The sequence below is a fragment of the Rhodococcus sp. ACS1 genome (assembly GCF_002300155.1).
Classification (GTDB): Bacteria; Actinomycetota; Actinomycetes; order Mycobacteriales; family Mycobacteriaceae; genus Rhodococcus_F; species Rhodococcus_F koreensis.
This window is the reverse complement of record NZ_NSDZ01000003.1, coordinates 16,315-35,398: the sequence shown is the minus strand read 5'-3', so window position 1 is coordinate 35,398 and position 19,084 is coordinate 16,315. Positions and strand designations below refer to the sequence as shown.

General features: G+C 65.5%; 16 protein-coding genes and 1 pseudogene. 3 read left to right on the top strand and 14 right to left on the bottom strand.

Features of this window, described 5'->3' with window-relative positions:
• Positions 1 to 1,602 precede the first annotated feature (1,602 nt).
• The 3 genes from CJ179_RS10710 to CJ179_RS10700 all read right to left on the bottom strand — a co-directional run bounded on the left by CJ179_RS10710 (position 1,603) and on the right by CJ179_RS10700 (position 3,123).
• A complete protein-coding gene (locus CJ179_RS10710; protein WP_043827435.1) occupies positions 1,603 to 1,860 on the bottom strand; it encodes a hypothetical protein in 258 nt (85 codons plus the stop codon).
• A 226-nt stretch (positions 1,861 to 2,086) separates the two neighbouring features.
• Entirely contained in the window at positions 2,087 to 2,389 is a 303-nt protein-coding gene (locus tag CJ179_RS10705; RefSeq protein ID WP_095861688.1) for a hypothetical protein, read from the bottom strand.
• Positions 2,390 to 2,421: 32 nt separating this feature from the next.
• A complete protein-coding gene (locus CJ179_RS10700) occupies positions 2,422 to 3,123 on the bottom strand; it encodes a hypothetical protein (RefSeq protein ID WP_257015417.1) in 702 nt (233 codons plus the stop codon).
• A 361-nt stretch (positions 3,124 to 3,484) separates the two neighbouring features.
• Between CJ179_RS10700 and CJ179_RS10695 the strand changes: the two genes are divergently transcribed.
• A complete protein-coding gene (locus CJ179_RS10695) occupies positions 3,485 to 3,916 on the top strand; it encodes a helix-turn-helix transcriptional regulator (RefSeq protein ID WP_095861473.1) in 432 nt (143 codons plus the stop codon).
• 292 nt (positions 3,917 to 4,208) lie between these two features.
• Here the strand turns inward: CJ179_RS10695 and CJ179_RS10690 are convergent, their stop codons facing one another.
• The 3 genes from CJ179_RS10690 to CJ179_RS10680 are packed head-to-tail and all read right to left on the bottom strand — an operon-like array spanning position 4,209 to position 7,040.
• Positions 4,209 to 4,763 (bottom strand): inner membrane-spanning protein YciB, encoded by a 555-nt coding sequence (locus CJ179_RS10690; protein ID WP_257015416.1) that lies wholly within the window; start codon positions 4,761 to 4,763, stop codon positions 4,209 to 4,211.
• 38 nt (positions 4,764 to 4,801) lie between these two features.
• Positions 4,802 to 5,887: a GAF domain-containing protein gene (locus tag CJ179_RS10685; protein WP_095861471.1), complete on the bottom strand. Its 1,086-nt coding sequence runs from the start codon at positions 5,885 to 5,887 to the stop codon at positions 4,802 to 4,804.
• A 34-nt stretch (positions 5,888 to 5,921) separates the two neighbouring features.
• Positions 5,922 to 7,040, bottom strand: a complete 1,119-nt coding sequence (locus CJ179_RS10680) for a cytochrome P450 (protein WP_257015415.1) — start codon at positions 7,038 to 7,040, stop codon at positions 5,922 to 5,924.
• Here CJ179_RS10680 and CJ179_RS10675 point away from each other — a divergent pair.
• Positions 7,035 to 8,288, top strand: coding sequence for a DUF3068 domain-containing protein (locus tag CJ179_RS10675; RefSeq protein ID WP_257015414.1), 1,254 nt, complete (start codon positions 7,035 to 7,037; stop codon positions 8,286 to 8,288). The genes CJ179_RS10680 and CJ179_RS10675 overlap by 6 nt on opposite strands.
• Before the next feature lie 107 nt (positions 8,289 to 8,395).
• A pseudogene (locus tag CJ179_RS10670) lies at positions 8,396 to 8,629 on the top strand (cytochrome P450); the annotation flags it as partial.
• Here CJ179_RS10670 and CJ179_RS51335 read toward each other — a convergent pair.
• From CJ179_RS51335 to CJ179_RS10635, 8 genes are all read right to left on the bottom strand, one after another.
• Positions 8,626 to 8,784 carry a hypothetical protein gene (locus tag CJ179_RS51335; RefSeq protein WP_179377561.1) on the bottom strand — a complete coding sequence of 53 codons (159 nt, stop codon included), beginning with the start codon at positions 8,782 to 8,784 and terminating at the stop codon, positions 8,626 to 8,628. The pseudogene CJ179_RS10670 and the gene CJ179_RS51335 sit on opposite strands and share 4 nt — an antisense overlap.
• A gap of 681 nt (positions 8,785 to 9,465) precedes the next feature.
• Positions 9,466 to 10,041, bottom strand: a complete 576-nt coding sequence (locus CJ179_RS10665; protein ID WP_095861467.1) for a hypothetical protein — start codon at positions 10,039 to 10,041, stop codon at positions 9,466 to 9,468.
• Between the two features lie 12 nt (positions 10,042 to 10,053).
• The gene (locus CJ179_RS10660; protein WP_095861466.1) at positions 10,054 to 10,644 is read right to left on the bottom strand and encodes a hypothetical protein; all 591 of its coding nucleotides are present in this window, start codon (positions 10,642 to 10,644) and stop codon (positions 10,054 to 10,056) included.
• 392 nt (positions 10,645 to 11,036) lie between these two features.
• Positions 11,037 to 12,638 (bottom strand): peptidoglycan DD-metalloendopeptidase family protein, encoded by a 1,602-nt coding sequence (locus CJ179_RS10655; protein ID WP_095861465.1) that lies wholly within the window; start codon positions 12,636 to 12,638, stop codon positions 11,037 to 11,039.
• Positions 12,635 to 13,468, bottom strand: coding sequence for a hypothetical protein (locus CJ179_RS10650; RefSeq protein ID WP_095861464.1), 834 nt, complete (start codon positions 13,466 to 13,468; stop codon positions 12,635 to 12,637). The genes CJ179_RS10655 and CJ179_RS10650 overlap by 4 nt, the downstream gene beginning before the upstream one ends.
• Entirely contained in the window at positions 13,468 to 15,609 is a 2,142-nt protein-coding gene (locus tag CJ179_RS10645) for a hypothetical protein (protein ID WP_095861463.1), read from the bottom strand. The genes CJ179_RS10650 and CJ179_RS10645 overlap by 1 nt, the downstream gene beginning before the upstream one ends.
• Positions 15,606 to 18,662: an ATP-binding protein gene (locus tag CJ179_RS10640; RefSeq protein ID WP_095861462.1), complete on the bottom strand. Its 3,057-nt coding sequence runs from the start codon at positions 18,660 to 18,662 to the stop codon at positions 15,606 to 15,608. The genes CJ179_RS10645 and CJ179_RS10640 overlap by 4 nt, the downstream gene beginning before the upstream one ends.
• Positions 18,659 to 19,057 (bottom strand): hypothetical protein, encoded by a 399-nt coding sequence (locus CJ179_RS10635; protein WP_095861461.1) that lies wholly within the window; start codon positions 19,055 to 19,057, stop codon positions 18,659 to 18,661. The genes CJ179_RS10640 and CJ179_RS10635 overlap by 4 nt, the downstream gene beginning before the upstream one ends.
• Between the last annotated feature and the right edge of the window lie 27 nt (positions 19,058 to 19,084).

The window sequence follows — 19,084 nt, the reverse complement described above, 5'->3', positions numbered from 1 at the left end:
GGCGATATCCCGTCCTGTCCAGCGGGTGGTGTCGATTCCTGAACGCTCGATGACGTCGCACACGGCTCCGATGTGGCCGCTGGGGGCGATGACTGGAGCTGCAGCGACCAGCGCGGAGGCGGCTCGTTGGAGATTCATCGGGCGCGGGTCTGTCTGATTCGAGGATGAGGTTTGGTTCGCGCGCGCGCACGCGCGTTTGGTGATTACTTCTCTACAAGAGATCCCCTTCGGGGAAAAACCACTCAAAGATAGGGGGTCACGGTCGCGGGCTTGGGGATTGGGATTCGAACCCCTTGTGGCGGTGTGGCGAGCGTGCTCCGCCGGGCGGTATGTCCTGCCGTGGGAGCGGCCGCGCTTCTTTGGTTGTGGGGGAGCGGGGGTGGCTGCGACGAGGTCAGGTGGGGAGGACAGAGCCCATACGCTGGCAGCGCGGTGCTGACGCCCACCATGGTGGACTTCTGCGGCTTGGAATTCCCGCGTAGTCAGGGTGCGGCCCCGTACCAGCTCGAAGCCCAGGTGTAGTGCTTTCAGCACGCGGCGACCTCGTTTGACCACCGCCTCGGACACACCTGCTCGGGCGGCGAGGTTCTGGACTGTGGCAGTAACGCGGCGCCCAGTTTTCGAGTCGGCTGACGACGCGTGCGCGGCAGCGACGGCGACCATACTTTCGACGCCGATCCTGTGTCGGGCGGCTGCGGCGCGGCCGCCGGCGGTCTTGGTGATTGCGTACCGGACCTGTCGCGTCCATTCGTCGCGGCTTGTCCAGATCGGGATGCTTGCTTCTTGGCCGGGCTTGACGGGCAGCGTCCAGGATTTTCCGCGCTGATCGGTCTCCGTGTTGAGTCGTCGCAGCTCGTCAATCCACGGGGTCTGAAGTGGATGCGTGTCCGGTTGCGTGGTTTGGGAAATCGGCGAGTTGTGTGATTTATCCCACGACACGCCGAGATCGGAGTGTTGAACCGTGGAAAAGGCGTCAAGGCATGGTTTATCCTCAGACGTACCTAGCACAGGTAGTCCCTTCGGGGAATGCAGTACCGAGTTGAAGAGGCTGCTAACTTCTTCTACTAACCTCAGGGAATGACCGTCCTGCCAGACGATCGCCCTAGACGGGGAGGACCTGCCAGTCCTCCCATCGGGATTCATTGGATAAACCCACCCCCGCCGGGGGTCCCTTTGGCTTGTACCGCCGCTCTTGAATTAGCTATCGAGGAAGTTCCGATCCGCTATTCGCCAGGACCACCGCCTTCCTCAGTTGGAAGGGTCGGTGCGCTCCCAAGCAGCACCGGAAGTCGCAGATCAGAACCCGCAGATTCCGTCGCGTAATGGGCGCCCTGGTAAGGCAACACAGAGGTAGCGCCGTCGAAAGGGTCTCGATTGTGCGGGAGTGCAGCAGTCAGTGTGTGGTCTTGCTGAGACAGACACGTGACCGAATAGAAGTTCGCAGACAAAGCAGACTTGCGGACGTGCGTTATCATTGAGAAAGCACCGCCTCTTCCTTTCGAGGTAGTGGTGGTCAGGGAGCTGGCAAGGTCCCGAAATTTCATAAACGGACAACCCCCGATGCCGCCAAGCCCTGGGGGTTGTTTCGTGTTTAGGTGTCGTTCATGCGCCCATCGCCAACTGCTCGATCTGGTGCAACGACCCTGAAGCCTCGACTTCGAGTAGCCGGAGCTGTTCCGGTCGAAGTTTCTCGCTGATGTAATCCGGGATGTCCAGTCCGTGCGTGATGGCGAGGATAAGCACGGAGTAGTCGCCAGCAGGGATGCCGAGTTCGGCTGCCCGACTCTCGTAAACCTTGTGGTGTCTGAGGGGTGCGCGAGTAGCGATCTGACCGCGGGGCCCCTTGTTGTGCTGTGCCATGAGGAAACCCTAGATCGAACCTGTAACCGATACGGGTAACCGGCGCTCTTCGGTGTGTCGCATGTGACTGAAGTGGTCATCGAAGGTGACTGCCTTTCGTCGATTCGGCGTATCAGGACTGAACGGACTTAGCCGCGGGTTTCAGCGACCCCGCTTCCAGTGAGGGCGCGACAAGATGGGTGATCGGGACCGATGCCCTCTTCTGAAGCGCGCTGAATCTGTACTGCTACGCGGGATGTCGGCGGAGAAGTAGACGGGCGAGCGAAGCGACCTCACGGATCTGTTCAACGGAAGCCGTCTCAGGGTTCGCCACGACCAAGTCGATGACATCGGTGAGCTTCTCTCGGGCGCCCACACTCAGGGTCGGCGCCTGAGCCGAGATCACCAGAGGACATTCGGCGAGAAGTTGTTCGGAAAGCACGGTAGGTATCGCCACGCTGTCCGCAACGATCATGGCGCAGATGACATCCTGTATCGGGACGAGGTCCCACTGGCGCCCGTGGAAGTCGACAGCGCTGACAGTGGTCATGCTGCGACTCAGGCCGAAACCCGAGCGGACCGTCATGCCACCCCGTTCTCGAAGAGCGCGAGCTGCCGCGCCGGAGCCGGAGTAGCAGCAGGGGCCGCGATTGAGGCCCGGGGCTTCTGCTGCTGCTTCTTCTTCGTCCGCCCCCGGGCAACTGCGAACGCATCGACCCCAGCGGCTTCGACCTCGCGGCCGGTGACGGTGAACAGCCTTCCGGCAATGATCTGCTCGCGGACCTTCACACCGGTAGCGAGCCTGTCCTCCAGTTGCGTCTCGCACTGCGCGAGCAGCGGGCACACCGAGCAGGCCGCCATCGCACGCTTCCACGCCGCGGCCTTTGTGCTGGTAACGGTCCAACCGGAGCCCTTACCTGCGCACAGCCCCTGACCTGTGTGGGGCTGGGTCGCGGGCGCCTTGCCGCGGGTCTCGAGTTCGGCGGCGATCCGCCGCGACGTCGGGCATAGACGCACCTGACCGGAGTAAACGAACCCGCACCGCCGGCACCGGCCCTCGCCGGTGTGCTCGCGCGCCATCGCGCGGAGTCGACCGGTCGTGTAGTGGCCTAGAGACAGGTCCTGGGGCCGGAGGGCGCCCGTGGACAGTTCGCGCAGAGCGCCAGCGACGGGCGGGCACAACGGGAGATCGGGGGTGTAGACGAACCGGCAGGCCGTGCACGACGTGTGGTCATGGTTCGGACGGTGCTTGGCCAGGATCTCGCGGAGAGGGCCGTTGGTCACGCGATCGTGCCCGTCGACCTTCTCTCGACCAGCATGTGAACTTGCAGTCGCTAGGCGTAGAGCACCAGCGCCATCTAACGTGTTCATTTGCAGGCTCCGATCTGCATTCGAGGCCGCGGGCCGCTAACCCGCTGGTCTCATGGCTTGTCCGACTGCGCTAACAGTCGACTTGCTGTTCTGACGGTCCCCTTGCTGCGCTAACAGCCGGGGGACCGTTCACGTTTGGTGAGAACTCCCTTCGCTCCGAATCTATACCTACTGATTCATAGGTACCGTTATGTGCGCATCGTAACGAGGGGATTGCACAGTGTCTAGTGATGACGACTTTTCTGGTAGGGCTCAGTCTGTGAGCCGTCGAGTTATGCGTGGATTCCAGCCTGATCAACTGGAGAAAGCCCGCCGATCTGCTGGTGTATCGCAGCGCGAACTCGCGCGCCTGGCGCGACTCAATGCCGACACGATTCGGCGATGGGAACTTGGCGACTCGTCGCCGCAGGTTGATTTGCTTGCCCGTGTCACCGCCGCGATTGGGGTGTCCATTTCCGACCTCGTCAAGGTTCCGGAGGGTGACCGCTACCCTGGCGATTGGCGGATTCTCCGAGGGCTTACCCAGCCACAGCTTGGCGCCGCTGCCGGCGTCACCACCCAAATCGTTGGAAGTGTCGAACGAGGCGAGATTTCGCTGTCTGACAACGTGGCAAGGAAGCTGTCTGCAGCGCTTCAAATCCCTGAAAGCGAACTGCGGGCGAGCTACGAGCGGGTACGAACCCGCCCCGCCGGTACTCCCGCGTAGCCCTCGGGCGTCGCGGATGCGAAGAGAACGGTTCCAGTAGTACTGGACGTGGGTGTTGGCGACCGTGGTGGTGCAGTAAGCAAAGTGAGTGTTCATTCGACCTTCTCGCGAGCATGACGAAAAGCCCCTTCGAGGAGGGGCTTTCTGCGTGCTGCGCGGGCAACGCGAAAAGGTCGCGCCGCAACCTCGGGTGAGGTGCGCTGACGTCGGCCGACCGGGCACGTGCCGGAGGGGGCATCGCGCAGTCAGTCCGCTTGGCGAACTCTATGTCGAACCAACGTCGGAGGAGATATTACATAGCTTCCTCGGATTGGTGGTCGCGCCATGCCGTGAGGATGTAGTTGCGATGCCAGGTGGCTTGGGCGACAGCGAGAGCCAAGAGACTTCCGGGTGCGACGAAGACACGCCAGTTGACCCAGGTGTCCGTGGACATTGTGTAGGCGACGACGATATTGACGGCGCCGACCGCGACCAGTGCCACGAACCAACTCCAGCTCAGGAAGCGCCAGACAGCGTCCGGTGCGCTCACCCATCGTCCGATGATGAGACGTACCGGGTCACGCTTCGCGACCATCAGCGACGTCAGGAAAGCGCCGGCAATTAGCCAGTACACCCCTGTGGGACGCCACTTTATGAAGGTCTCGTTGTGGAACAACAGCGTCGATCCGCCGAGGACGAGCACAAGGCATAGGCCGATCCACTGCAGTTTGTCGACCCGTTGGCGTCGGGCCAGCGTCACGATGATTTCGCCGGCGACGCCGGCCATGACCACGACCGTCGCCGCGAAGATTCCGGCGGTCTTGTAGGTTGCCATGAACGCAACAACCAGCGCGGCGTTGTAGAACACTCTCCACACGAGCTTTGTCCTCCGAAAGATGTTCTCCGTCAGGAGGTTTCGTCAGGGATGGTTTCGATCTCGGGGGAGATCACCGCGACACCGATCGAGTCGCTGACGAGGGGATCGAGAAGGAAGCCCCGGAATTCGGCCTTCAGCCAGCCGCCACCGCCCCGTCGTGCCCGCACCGTGCCGGAGACCGGCCCCTTACGCACCTGCTGAACCCACTCGATGATCTTCGGCCAGTCTTCCTCATGGAGCGCGAAGGTCTGTCCGGTGCTCACGCCGTGTCCGAGGCCGGGAACGTGCTCGGTCACCCACTTCAGCCAGTACGGGTACTGGTACGACAGATCCCCAACCGCGATGTACATCCCCGAGGTCGATGCCAACATCGTCGACAACCACGCGTCGAGCATCGCTTCGTGGACACGGGCTTCGTCGGTGCCCGCGTCCCAGCAGATCCCGCGCACACGTCTACCCGCCGGGCCCTCCACACACCGCTCGGCGTAGCGCAGCTCCCGGGTGACGTCGGTCTCAGCCCGGATGGTGAACGTGCCGTCGAACCTGTCCTTTACCTGGCAGTCTCGGATTTGGCGCACATGCCGCAACGTGTCGGACAAGCGGGCCGAACGGGTGTAGAGATCCGCAGGACCGAAAACCGATCGATCCTGATGCCGGGCGGACATCCCGATGAGCTCGATAGCTCCGGGGTCCAACTGCAGTTGCGGCGGGGGCGGGTTGTCCTCCGAGCTCAGAACCCACTCCCAGGCCCCGACATTGGGGCGATCCGGCGGGTTCTTCTTCGGGTCACCGGTCCAGACCTGAACTGCTACGACCACGCTCTTGTCGGGAGTCAAGATGGGGTGGGCTGCCCCGACCGGTCCCAGGGCGTCGGCGACCTTGCCATCGAACGGCTCGATCCTGAGGTCACGATCGGCGATGCACTGACGGATCAACCCCAGGACAGCCGTGCGGGCAGGTCCGCGAACGACGTTGTTGATATTGCGCCATTCGCGGATCTTGGCGCCTTCGGCGACGACATGGTGGTCGTCGCCGGTGCCGACGAAGACGGTCGTCCATTCGCGGATCGGGTGGGTGGGTTCGGCGTGTGTGAGCTCGAGGGCATCAGCTGTCATCGGTTTATCCGTTTCTCCCGTACTGGCTTGCGGGTCAGGTCAGGTGGACAGGCATCTCAGTGGGGCCGTGAGTGCGCCAGGTATGTCGCCGGTCGAGTGTTTCCCATGGCTTCACCAGGGACAGGCCCGGGTGGCGTTGGAACAGGCGGCGAGTAGCGATGTCGAGCTGCATCACGGCGAGATCGGCGCCGAGACAGTAATGAGGTCCGCGGCCGAAGGCCAGGTCCGGGCGCTCGCCGCGGGCGGGGTCGTTGGTCGCCGCGCGCAGGGAGAGATACAGAGGACTGCCGGCGGGGATGCGGGTGCCGCCGACGGTGATGTTCTCAATCGGGAATCGCCGTATCGCATAGGACCCGGGCGCGGCGTCGAGGACAAGCTGCGTCACCCGGGCGCGCCAGAGCTGGTCGTCGGCGATTTCGACAAGTAGTTGGTCTCGATCGAGTCCGGCGAGAATGCCGATGGCATTGGCGATCTGGTAGACGGAGTTCTCGAATCCGGCGAGAAACGTCAGGAACGCGAGGGAGATGAGTTCCTCTTCGGTCAGGCGGTCTTCGGCGTCGCGGGCGGTGATCCAATCGGTGATGACGTCATCACCGGGCGATTTCCGTTTGGCCGCGATCACACGCATGAGTACGAGAACGATCGTGGTCATGGCCGGGATGCGAGGGTCGTCCGCGGTGGGTTCGCCAGGATTCATTGCCATCACGGTCGCCGCGGCGGTACGGAACTCGTCGGCGTCCGTATCGGTCACGCCGAGGATCTCGGCGATGATGTCAGCAGGCAGGGGAGAGGCGTAGGCGGGAAAGAGGTCGACAACACCGGTTTCGTTCGGGGCGAGGTCGTCCAGGAGTCCGTCGACACGGGCGGTCACCATCTGCCTCACCGCTCCGACTCGTCGCCGTGAGAACGCGGGCGCTGCCAGAGCGCGGACGCGGCGGTGATCGTCGGGGACCATATTGAGCAGGTTGCGGGCCAGTGCCGGTGGTAGGGGAAGGCCCGGGCTGCCTGATGGGCCGCCGGGACGGACATTGACGATTCCGGGGTCAGCGAGCAGTCGAGCGACGTCGTCGTACCGGGTGATGATCCAGACGCGCAGTCCGTCGGCGTCGGTGGCCTCGACAACTGGGCCGGCGGCGCGAAGGTGCTCATGCAAGCGATCGGCCTCCGCGACACTCAGGCCGGGCGCAAACGGATCGAGCACCAGGTTCCCTTCTGTGATGTGGCAAATACCTCAGGACGAAGATACCGGCTGACCGGGATTCTGCATGCTGCGGCGGCTAGGGTGCGCTACGTGAGTGCTCAGGTCGACACCGTACTGGATGAAAACGTGCACAAGGCGGATGCCGCCGACCGTCGGGGGTGGAGGAGCTCCGCAGTGGTCTGCACTCTCGTCGCGCTCGGCTCGTGCCTGCTCGCCGTCGCTGTCTTGGTCCCCACCTACGGTGCCGCCAGGTTGAAGGTCATCCCGCTCGACGTGCAATCGGCGACAGTGTCGGTTGCGGAAGACGCGGCGGTGCTCAAGGCCACCTCGGTGGCTATGAAGGGTCCGCTGAAGACCGACCGGGGTGTCCCGCTGCGGATTCAGGTGTACGTGACGACAGAGAATCCAGTTTCAGCCGATTCCACAACTCTGCAAGCGGCACAGAAGACGGTCCGGACCGATTGGGGCGACGGGTTGGGCCTGGTCTCGGCAATGGTCGATCGCGTCACGATCGACCGACGATCAGGCATGCCGCTCGCCGTGCCCGTCCCGACGACCCAAGCCGAACTGGGCAAGCCCCCGACGGAGACGCCTCGCGAGGGCATTCAGTACAAGTTTCCGTTCGACGTCGAGAAAGTCAGCTACCCGTACTACGACGGAACGGCACGTGAGACGCATCCGATCGAGTACGTAGACGACGATCGCGTGGTCGACGGCATGCGGCTGTATCACTTTCAGCAGACGATCGGCCCTGTGAACCTTGGGAAATCGATCGGCAGTGTCGCGACGACGACCTTGCCCGCGGAAAAGTGGGGGCTACCAGGCACGGAGCCGACCACGATGGATCTGCACTACTCCACCACGCGCGATGTGTGGGTCGAGCCTGCCTCTGGTGCGATCGTTGCCGTGGAGGAGCAGCCGAGGCGATGGCTGGCGCGGTTCGTTGACGACCCGAATGCGGTGACCACGCTGGAAGCGCACACCCACTTCGACGACGAAACGATCAACGGCCTTGCCCAACAAGCGAAGGACGCCCGTACCGCGATCCTGTGGGGAACCCGCTATGGGCCCGCCCTCAGTGCTCTGGCCGGCATCGTGCTGGTGGGGACCGCGATCATCCTCGCGCGCCGCTGGTCACGAATGAATCCCAAAAGTTTTCTCGACGGCCAGGGTCTTCGCGACACCCGGTCTAGCAGGTGAAACGACAATCACCGGATTCCGAGAATAGGTGAAACAGGAACCTCGGGAACGCGAGTCCCGAGAGGAATCTCGGTCGGTCACAACCGAGAGGACGTCAACCGGATCGGTTCTTGCCTGAGAACCTGCGACCAATACAGAGCTCAGTGGTCTACAAGCCATTCGGGACCGGTCTCCGTGCGTGCATTGGCCGCCAGTTCGCCTATCATGAGACGATCCTCGCGCTGGCGTTCCTTCTGCACCGCTTCGACTTCGAGGCAGACCCCGCATACCAACTCCAGGTCCAGGAGCAGATCACCCTCAAACCAGAAGGATTGAGGCTTCGCCCCCGTCGCCAAAACTAGCGCTTGGGCTTACTGGCGACGAACACCGCCACAATGCCGACCTGAGAGACCTCGACGCGACCGAACGAGACCCGCAGGGCTTCGACGAGACCGTCGTAATCGTCGTCGCGGTTATGGAAAGCCCCGAGACGGTTGTACGCCTCACTGAGCGCCAAAGGATGTTCCGCTTCACCCCCGGCCCGAGAACTGTGGAACCGAGAGGACGCCATCCGCTGCAAGCACACCGGCCAGGTTCTGAAAGACCGCACCCTTCTCACGCCAGCCACCCGGTAAACAGTGCACGACGTAGTTGACACCGACGGAGTCGAATGATCCAGATTCGAAGGCATGGGATCCAAGACGTTGGCTTCCACTGTCCGCACGTCATAGCGCGGGACAACCGACGGTAGGAGTGCTTGAGGCTGTTGGCGTTCAAGTCCAGACGGGAGCTCGGTCCTCGCTGGCCATGTACCAGCCGCTCCCCGGACCTACCTCGAGATGACCGCGTCCGACGTGCCGGGCATACCTCTCCACGAATCGCTCTCGGCTGCAGCGCCAGGCCAGATCGTTGGAGAGATGAACCACCCATAGGTCGTAAATGTGCAGGAAGGGAGCGGTATACGGCGCAGCTCCAGCCTGGACCGCCTTGTCGTCAGTCTTGGACACGCAAGTCCGATCATTTGGTGGTACACCGTGTCACACCATATGGGCCAGGAGCTGCACGGTACAACGGTGGGGAACGCACAGCGCACCGTGGCTTCGCCGTCCCTGAAGGTGTACACGGCATCGAGACCGAAGACAGACCCGTCAAAGAAGTCGTGCGAATACCGGCATCACCAACGACGCCCAAGCTCTCATTACTGCGAACCGCGCAGCTCGGCGTACGCGGCCTGGGCCTTGGGAAGGGCGACGGCGTACTCGGTGGCTGCGGTCTCGCCCTTCCTGTAGAAGTGTTCCTTCTCGTTGTAGCCGCGGGGGTCTGCGTACTGGGCGGCCAGGGCGTAGGCAGCCGGGTCGTCGGCGCTGACGGTGACGGTGGCGGCGTTGTCCATGAATGTGTTGGTGGCGGCAACGACTACCTCAGCGGAGTCGGCCGGAAGGTTGTATGCGAGCCGCCAGCCGAAGATGTCCCGGATGTCCGTTGCCGGCGGGGCCATCCGAAGTCCGGATTGCCAGCCCGTCTCGGCTTCACTGGACACGAGAGCAGCGATCGCCTGTTCTGGCGTGCCGCCGCGTTCCTCCACTGTCTCGACGATTGTTGTAGATGAGCTGCGCAGCCGGTTGGCGATGAACTCATCGGTGCCGAACGCAGACGTCGTCGTGGTCGCTATCGGTGCGCTGGTGGGGGTGGTCGACTCATCGCTGCTGCATGCGGTCAGGCCGACGGCGAGAACAGTGGGGATCAGTACTGCGGCAACGTCCTTGCGGTTCACGGGCCCTCCGGATCAGTAGCGTATGTCGTCGATGAGCCAGCGGTCGCCCTCGCGGACGACGGAGACCCACACCGTGGTGTCAGGTTCGACCGTATCGGTGCTGCTGCCGGCGATCGTGGTCTGCTTGATGGTGGCCACCCGCGAGACGACGGTGTCGGTGTCCTCGGGGCAGCCGGAGCATTCGACGCTGACATCGGCGATGACCTTGGCCTGCTCCTGCGCCCACTCGTCCCACTGCATGCCAGGCCCGCGCTCGGTGCGGGCGTCGACGAGCATGCGGTCAGCGAGTTTGCCGGTCAGCCAGTTTCGGTCCCGCCCATATGCGTCGTTCTGGTTGGTGTCGGTAGCCGGGTACCAGGTGAACACCACGGTCAGCCCCTGTCGCGCGGCCTTTTCAGCGTCGCGGGAGGAAGTCGGCAGCTCGGCGGTCTCGACGTCGACTGGCGACGCCGCGGCCGCAGTGGCCGTGGGCGCGCTGGTGGTCATCGACGCTGCCACGCTCGCCGAGTCCTCGCCGTCGTTGGTTCGGGAGAGGTACGAGTAGGCCAGGAATCCGACGACAGCGACCACCAACACCGCAATGACGAGCTTCCGTGGCCTCACGTCACCCTCCTCCCCGTGGCACAATTTGGCCATTTACCACGATAAATGACACGTCCCCCGTGCTCCGAATGGGTGGTCCGGCGCGGGGCGGTGATACGACATCGACCACGCAAGCTGGAGGTCTTCGTCGTATTTTTCGCCGAGTTGTCTCGTAACCTGCAGTTTCGCGTAGCTTTCTCACCGCTCTGTCGGTGGCTCTTCTCATCGAAATGTCGCTTTCCTCGGCTGGCGGCCAGCTTCCAGCACTCGGCGGCACCTCCCGCCCCATCCGCATGAGTCGCTGACCTGGAGGTTCGTTGGCAATCCGGTTCGCCGTCGACGAATTGGCGACAAGATCGTGAGAAGGGCGAAAAGTAGTGTGAGAACCCACACCTGCGGAGATGGCACGCCCCCTACATCACGCGGCGGGCCTTAAGCCCTGGCTGGAGTGGAGCTTCCTTGACGACATCGCCCGGCGTGGGGGCGTGGACCATCTGGCCGTTGCCGGAATAGACACCCACGTGTCCAGGCCCGTTCGGCCCCCAGCTGCCGAAGACGAGGTCGCCGGGCCTCGCCTGGTCGATCGGGATCTCGATGCCGACACCCCACTGCTGCTCCGAGGTGCGCGGGAGGGAGACCTTGCCTGCGCTGGCCGCGTGCACCGCGTACGAGGTCAGACCTGAGCAGTCGAACCCACCGCCGGAGGGTCCGCCGGTTCCGCCGCCACCCCACACATACCGGGTACCAAGGTATTCGCGAGCGGCCGTGACTACTTGGCTGCTGTCACCGGATGCGTTGGGGATGAATCGGCCGCGGGCATTGGGATTGGTGAACCCTGCACGGGCCTGCAGGATCTTGGGCACGTAATTCTCGGTCTGGGCGAAGGGCGGGATACCGCCGAACTTCTGCACGGCGCCGGCACCGGCGTTGTAGGCCGCAAGCGTCAGCTCGATGGGGTCGCCCTTGGCCTGGCCGCTGGCGATGTAGCCGGAAACGTCCTGGTACAGGGCGCACATGAAATGCGCCTGCGACATCACCGCGTCACCGATGGAGTTCGGGTCGGCCTTCCCGTCGCCGTCGTAGTCCTTACCCCAAGTTGCCCAGGTGCCGGGCATGAACTGTGCCGGTCCCAGCGCTCCGGTGTCCGATACCGGGGCATGGGGGCCGTGCCGGAATCCGTTCTCCTGCTGGAGCTGTGCGGCGAGCAACGGAGGGTCGATCTCCGGGCAGACACTGCCGGCGCGGCGTAGCCACGGCTCGAACTCGGCCGGCACGATCCCGAATGCCAGCTCGCCGCCGCCGGCCATGCCGAAGCCAGAGCAGTCAGCCGTCGACCGGGATGCGGCCACGAGTTGGATGGGACTGTTGCTGGCGGTGTCGGGGTCGCCTCCACTGGTGCCGTTCTGTTCGGCGATGTCGGGTAGGACGGTGAGGGGGTCGAGGGCCGTTCCGCCCTGCAGCCGGCCGCCCTGCCAGTACTCGAAGTGCAGGTGCGGGCCCGTCGATCCGCCGGCGTTGCCGATGTCGGCGATGTGGTCGCCGGCCTTGACCTGCTGGCCTGGTTTGATGTGAATTCCATCGGCGAACATGTGGCCGTAGACCGTGCTCACGGGCTTGCCGTCGACGTTCGAGTCGATGACCACCCAGTTCTCGAACCCGACCCCGGGCCCTTCGCCGGAGTCCCCGGCTTTGACGACGTTGCCGTCGAGCGCGGCGAGGATCTTCGTGCCGACCGGCCCGGCAAGGTCCACTCCTTGGTGCTGGGCTCCCCAGCGCTCACCGAATCCGGAGGTGAACGTGGTGGTCCCAGGTTCGACCGGCAGGCGAATTGGTCCGGACACGGTCAGCGTCAGATCCTCGGCGATCGACCCCGCGCTGTTGGCGCTGTCGGAGGTGACGGTCCGGCACGGATCTCTCGGGATGACTGGTGCGCCCAGTGAACACGCCGATGTCCCGATGATGATGCCGATGGCACCGGTGAGCAGCAGCGCCCGCTGGGCGCCGCCGATGTTCACCTTCCTCCGGGGATTGGGGTGTCGAGTTCCGGGATCGGGATCGGACCGGGAATCGGTGTCGGGTCGTTGCCTTGGCTCGGGGCGGTTGCCGGTTCGTCGAGATCGAACATCGGCTGCGGCGTCGTTGACAGGCTCGACGTCGATGTCGGCTGCGGCGGTGTCGTTTCGGCCGCGGTGGTGGTCGGTGTCGTCGATGTGAGTGGTGTCGCAGTGGTGGTCGCCCGGGCCCTCGTCTCGACCTCGGAGAGGTCGAGGGTCGGTAGGGGAGTGCCTACCACCCACCGCTTCCCACCGTTGACCTCGTCGACGGTGAGCGTGATCCGCAGGTCCCCGGCCTGCGTCGGAACGGTCACCCGCGCGGTCCGCTCGCCGTCGGGCCCGTCGGTGAGCGTGCTGACCGTGGGGCCGGTGATGACCACCGGGGTCCGCGGCCGGGCCGCTACGACGTGCTCTCCCGGCTTGTCGGCGGTGTGGCGGCCGATGGTGCTGGCCCACATCGCATCCGACGGCGTAGTGTCGACGAAGGCATGCGCGTAGGCCATTGCGGTGGCAGGCGCGCTGGATGCGGCCCAGGTTGCGGTCTTGGCGGCGACCAGGGACTCGCTCACTTCGTCGAGGTCGTAGCTGATCGTCTCCGCGGGCGTGACTGATTCGATGGTGGTTTCGGCCTGGTGGGTGACTGCCCGCGGCGGAGGGTTCTCTCCGAAGGCCGCGCCGGCGGCGAACAGCAACGCCACTGTGCCGGCCACCGTGATCGCCAGGTGGGTGCGGGAGTAGAGCACCCATCGGCGAATCGGTGCGAGGACAGGGTGAGGTCCGGATGACGACATCAGATGTACCGGTCCTCAGGTGTCGTGCGGGCCGGGGCGGCGGCGTTCCACACCTTCGCGTTCGGCGGCGCCTTCGCCGGTGATCGGTGCGGCGTGGACGCGGTGGCGTGATGTGCCGCTCGCTGGCCGCTGGTGGGGGTGTAGACCTTCATCGGCGCGATGGCCGAGCGGTCACCGCCGTCCCACCGCTGCCCGACGCTGGCGGTCAGCAGTTCCTTGCGGGCCCGGCGTTCCTGGACGAGGTTGTCGGCCTCGTCCTGGTCGAACCTTTTCCACGCCGCGGCACCGGACCTGACCGCGCGATCGGCGTCCTTGCCGTCGACCCCGCCCTTGCCGCGGCCGATGTCGCGGCTGGCCACGGCAGCGATCCCGGCGATACGTGCATCGCGCTCGATCGCGGCGTCGGACGCCTGGCCCAGGCGTGCGGACCGGCCGAGCCCCTGCGCTTTCCGGGCATCTGCCCGTGACTGCGTGAGCGCCTGCTGGCGGCGATTGCCCAGCGCGCGACCCTCGGGCCGAGTGACCGTGGTCGCCCCGTCGTCCTCCTGTCCGTCGCGTCCACGGCGGGCGAAGCGCTCGGCGGCCTTTTCCGTGATCGCCTGCGCGGGCCCGCCGACCGCGAAGCTCGCAGCGTCGAATGCCTTGCGTTTGATGGACTTCTTGGCGCTTCGGGCCTTGCGGTTGACCATGCTCGCGCTGTTCTGTGTGAAGGTCTGGCTCATCCGTTTGAACGGCCGCATGATCGCCCAGCACACGACGGTCAGCAGCACCATGAACCACAGTCGCCAGGAACCGTCGACGGCCCCGTTCGAGTTGACGTAGAGCTGGACCAGCGCCATCAGGTAGAGCGCGACGATTACCGAGCCGGCGACGCCCCACATGTAGGCCGAGGCGAGCATACGCATCACCCGGGCCAGCCACCCGCCGTAGGCGATCGCGACCGGAATCCAGATCGGGGCGAACAGGATCGCGAACCGGATCGCCAGCAGTGCGGTCAGCTTCAGCAGGGATGCGCCGATCCACAGCAGCGATGGCATGGCCAGCTTGGTCATGCCCATGAAGCCGGTGGAGGTGCGGCCGGAGTCCTTGCCCTGGAACTGGTAGTAGGAGAGCTGGTAGTCGGTCTCCAGCTTGGAGACGATGTCGCGGAACTGGTCGGCCTTCTCCTCGGCGAGCTGCGCCTGTGCCTTCGGATCGTCCTTCACCGTGTTCTGCTGGTCATAGCTGAACGCCAGCGCATCCCGCAGCTTCGGACCGAGTTGGTCCTTGTCCTCTGGGTCGTAGTTTTGGCCGAACCAGCCCTTGCGCCAGTCGTCGAGGAAGACCTTGTCGATCAGCACGTTTCGAGGGTCGGTGCTGCCGCCGGCGAGCGTGCCTCCGTCGTCGCCGAACTGCACCGCGAAAATCTGGTCCTGCGTCTCGGTGATCAGCGCCCCGAACGTCTCGTCGGCCACCTGGAGCGCCTTCTGCGGGGCCCCGACCATCAACGCCCCGAGCGCGAGCCCAGCGGCGGCGATCGCCGAGGTCTTCGTGACTCCGGCTGTGTCGGCTTTCAGGGCTTTCCACAGGATCATCGAGGCCACGACGACCAGGCCGATGCCGACCCACTGCCCGTAGAGGCCCCGCATGCCCTCGGTGATCGAGAAGACGATCTGGTCGAACCGCTCCAGCGCGGGAGTCACCCCGGCCTCCGTGGCGTCCTGGCCGGTCTTGGTCTGGTCGTCGAGCCAGAACGCGGCGGCCGCCATCGATTTGCCGATGGTCAAGAACGTGTTGCCGAGGGTAGTGTCGCCGACCGCACCCGGTGCCTTGACCAGGTCCGCGCCGCAGCCGAGGTCATAGGTGTGCCACTTGAGCCCGGCCCACCCGTAGGTCTGATAGCCGGTGCCGCCGGTGGTCGGCCGGTCGGCGCTGGTCGAGTCGAAGGTGGTCTCGATAACTTCGTTCGGGAACTCCGGCGGCGGGACGTCCTGGCAGTCGAACCCGCCGGCCGCCGCGACAGCGCCACCGAGTCCGATCAGCGACACCGCGGCCAGCATCAGCACCACCAGAACACGCCCTACGAGCCCCGTACGCCACCCGAAACGGCGCGGGGAAGGGGAATGGCCGATCCGTGCGGCTCTGGGCCGCAGCGGGCTCATGTCGCACCCCCGATCGCCGCGCGGGTTGCTCGCGAGTCCAGGGCGTCGAACACGTGCGCCAGGTGCACGTAGTGCGTCCAGTCCGAACGGATCAGCTCGATGTCGTCGGCCATCTTCACGATGAACCGGCGGGCCTGGTCCAGGTGCTCGGTGTCGGTGTCCTCGTCGAGGGTGTCCTCCCCGCCGCCGCCGAGGCCGGCCAGTAGTGACTCGTAGCCCTCGCCGAGCGGAAGGTTCAGCAGCTTGAGCGCGCCCTCGATCGCGTGGGCGTTGCCGCCGAGGTCACCGATAATCACCTCGTACGTCAGCGCGGACTTGTCGTCGGTGCCGTCGACGCCGAGGTAGTCGTCGGGCAGCTGCGAGCACACCAGCGCGCGAACCTTGTACTTGCGGCTGTCGCGGGCGATCCGCAGGTTCAGGGTGCGTCCAGCGCCGGTCTGCTCGAGGTACCTGTTCTCGTCGAGAAAGAGCACCTTGCGTTCGTAACGCGGCAGCTCGTAGACGAGCCGGTTCGCCATCCACGCCGCCATATGCATCAGCGGGCCGGCCATCCGCTGCTGCGGGGTCCACTGCGCCGGGTCGGTGCCCTCCGGGGGCAGTTGCAGGCCCGGCATCGTCAGGACCGTCAGGCGCACGTTGCGGTCGACGTCCTCGCCGTCGCCGATGGTTCCCTCCTCCGGGAAGAGCACGCGAGCCTCGGAGAGCTGGGACATCATCGCCAGGTCCTGGTGGATGGACCGTGCGCAGGAAATCAGGTCGACGTTGGTCTCGTCCCTGCCTTCGCCGATCGTGGCGATGGCGGAGAGGACTTCGCTCAGGTTGTGGCGGCGGTCGCCGCCGACCATGTTCGCCGCGGTCTGTAGAACCGTCTCGGTCCATTGATGTTCGAGACGCGACGGCGTGAGCATCATCTTCAGCACCGACACCGCCACCGAGATCCGCTCCGCCTCCGCGGCTCGCAGATCCGCCTCGTACTGCGACTGCGCCGCGGCGACCGGATCGGCGTCGTCGGCGTAGTCGGGATTGGACGGGTCGTACTCCGGGTCGTCGCGGCGGGGGTCGACGATCACACGGTAGGGGTTGAGTGAACCCGGACGAGAGGTGCGACCGGTCAGCGCCTGCACTTCGGCGATACCCCGGAACTCGGGCAGCTGCGCAAGCTTCTTCAGCGGCCCCGACGGGTCGAGCACCACACCATAGGCACCCGCACGCACCGCCTGGTAGACAAGCAAACCCGCGAGGAATGTCTTACCCGAGCCGGGCACCGCGACGATCGGCGTCAGACCGGACTTGTGCTTCTTCTCGTGCGCGGCGAACAGATCCCATACCGCGGGCCGCGGAGCGATCGATGCGGTCTGCCCGACCACGACGCCGGTGCGGTCACCGATCCGGTCACCGACCGCGGCCATGCCAGCCGACAGCGCCTCGACGTTCATCCGCCGGCAGTGCGCGATGTTCGCCAGCGGCTCACCCGGGATGAACTCGCGCAGCAACTGGTACTGGCCGTGCTCCTGTTCCAGGCGAATCCGCGGCGCGTACATCTCCTGCAGCAGCGCGACCTTCTCCTTGGCCTCCTCCGGCGACGAACCGACGACGAGGACGCGGTACCAGCCCTCGGTGCGTACCGACAGGCCCGAGTGGTCCTCCTCGATGTCGGAGATCACCCGTTGGGCTAGTGCGTGCTGTTCGGCCAGTTCCTGCGGCGGGACCTGGTCGTGTTCGACGGTGTAATGGTCGAACTGGGCCTCGATCTTCGACGTCAACCGGCGCAGGCTGCGCAGCGTCTGCCCCTTGGTCTTGAGCGAGATCCGCTCGGACCATTCGAGGGGTTCGCCTGACGGATCGCCGATCACCTGCCACGGCAGCATCTTCTCGGGGATCGGCAGCGGCGCCATGCGCCCGACCGTCAGGACGATCGCGTAGCCGGTGTAGTCCCGGCCGCCGACCTGCCCGCGCACCGTGGTGTAGCCGTCGCCGGGGGTCAGCTCGAGGGTGGTGAGGTCTTCGAGCGCGGCGACGTCGGATTCTTCCCAGTCGCCGCCGCCGGAGATCACACCGTCCGCATCGAGCGGCAGCCCGAGTGCCGCCGAGCGCAGCATCAGGTAGTCCATCTGCGCTGCGGTCGCGGGTGTGGCGTTCACGCCCTGCCCGGACAGGTGCCGCTCGATCGTGGCGAGATGGTCGGCGATCGCCTTCTGCTCGCCGAGGAACGCATCGCGCGCCCACTTGCGGCACAGCTGAGCGAACTTGCCCAGCAGTGGCCAGTCGACGACAGGAACCAGCCACTGCCCGACCGTGTCGAGCCCCTTTGCGAGCACCGAGCGCGGCGGCAGCTCCACGCCCCAGTAGCGGCCCTTCTGGGTCGGGTTGCCCCACAGCATCGCGTGCTGTTGCCCGCGTAAGTAATCCGCCCACGACAACGCACCCGGCACGTCTGGGATCGGATCGGCCCACCCGTCATGCGCCTGCGCCCACTGCCGCACCGGCCACGGTGTGCGCACCAGCCGCCGGTGCAGCCCCGTCACACCGGCCTCGGCGAGGTTCGCCACGACCAACCCCTCGTTCTGGATGTAGCGGCGCTGCTTGCCGACCGGACGCATGTTCCACGGCCGGGGCGGCTGCACGAACCACGCCGTCGACTGCCGGCGCGTGCGGGTGACGTTGCCCTCCACCCCGACCAGCGCGAGCCGCACCGCCTTGCGTTCGCGGTCGGCGCGCTTTTTCGCCGCCGCGGCCTGCCTGGTGAACTCCGCCTCCGGGTCGGCGCGGCTGCGGCGCTTCTTTCCGCGCCGCGTGCCTTTCGCGGTGGGTTCTGGCTCCGCGTCAGGTGCGGGGGAGGAGGCCACGGCCGGTGTGGGGGCTGCGATGTTGCTGTTCGGAGCCTGTGACCAAGCCAATTCCTGGGCCGGGGCCGGTGTGGCGGCCGCTCGGTTCGCCGCCATCGCCGCCGCCCACGACGGTGGCAACGCGCCGGGCGGAACGATGGCCGGCTCGGGCTCGTCGAAGTTCGGATCGAACAGTGCGGCGATCTCGTTGTCGGGCTGCAAAGTCATCGGGAGTACTCACCTTCGATCGGCGTGATGGCATGCGCGCTGCCGGCGGCGCGGGAAATGGCGGGAATGCGGAGCACGACGGTCTGGCCGGCCTTCGGTGGGCGCGGTGCGTTCAGGTCGTTCCAGGCGGCCCGGATCACCGACCGGACCGGGCGGTCGGCGTTGACGAACTTCGTCACCCGCGCGGTGAGTACGACGGTGATGACCACCATCACGACGAGGGACTTGAACCCCAGCGGCACGTGCACGACGGCGCGGGCGAGGACGAAGACGGTGACCATGAATGCGGCCCCGAGTCCGAGCGCCGCGTACCGAATCCGGACCGGCAGGGTGAACCCGGTCGGGCCGAGGTAGTGCTGATCCACTCGGTGCAGCAGGTCGTCGTTGTCGATCACAGTCGGCTCCCTTCGATCGTCGATTGG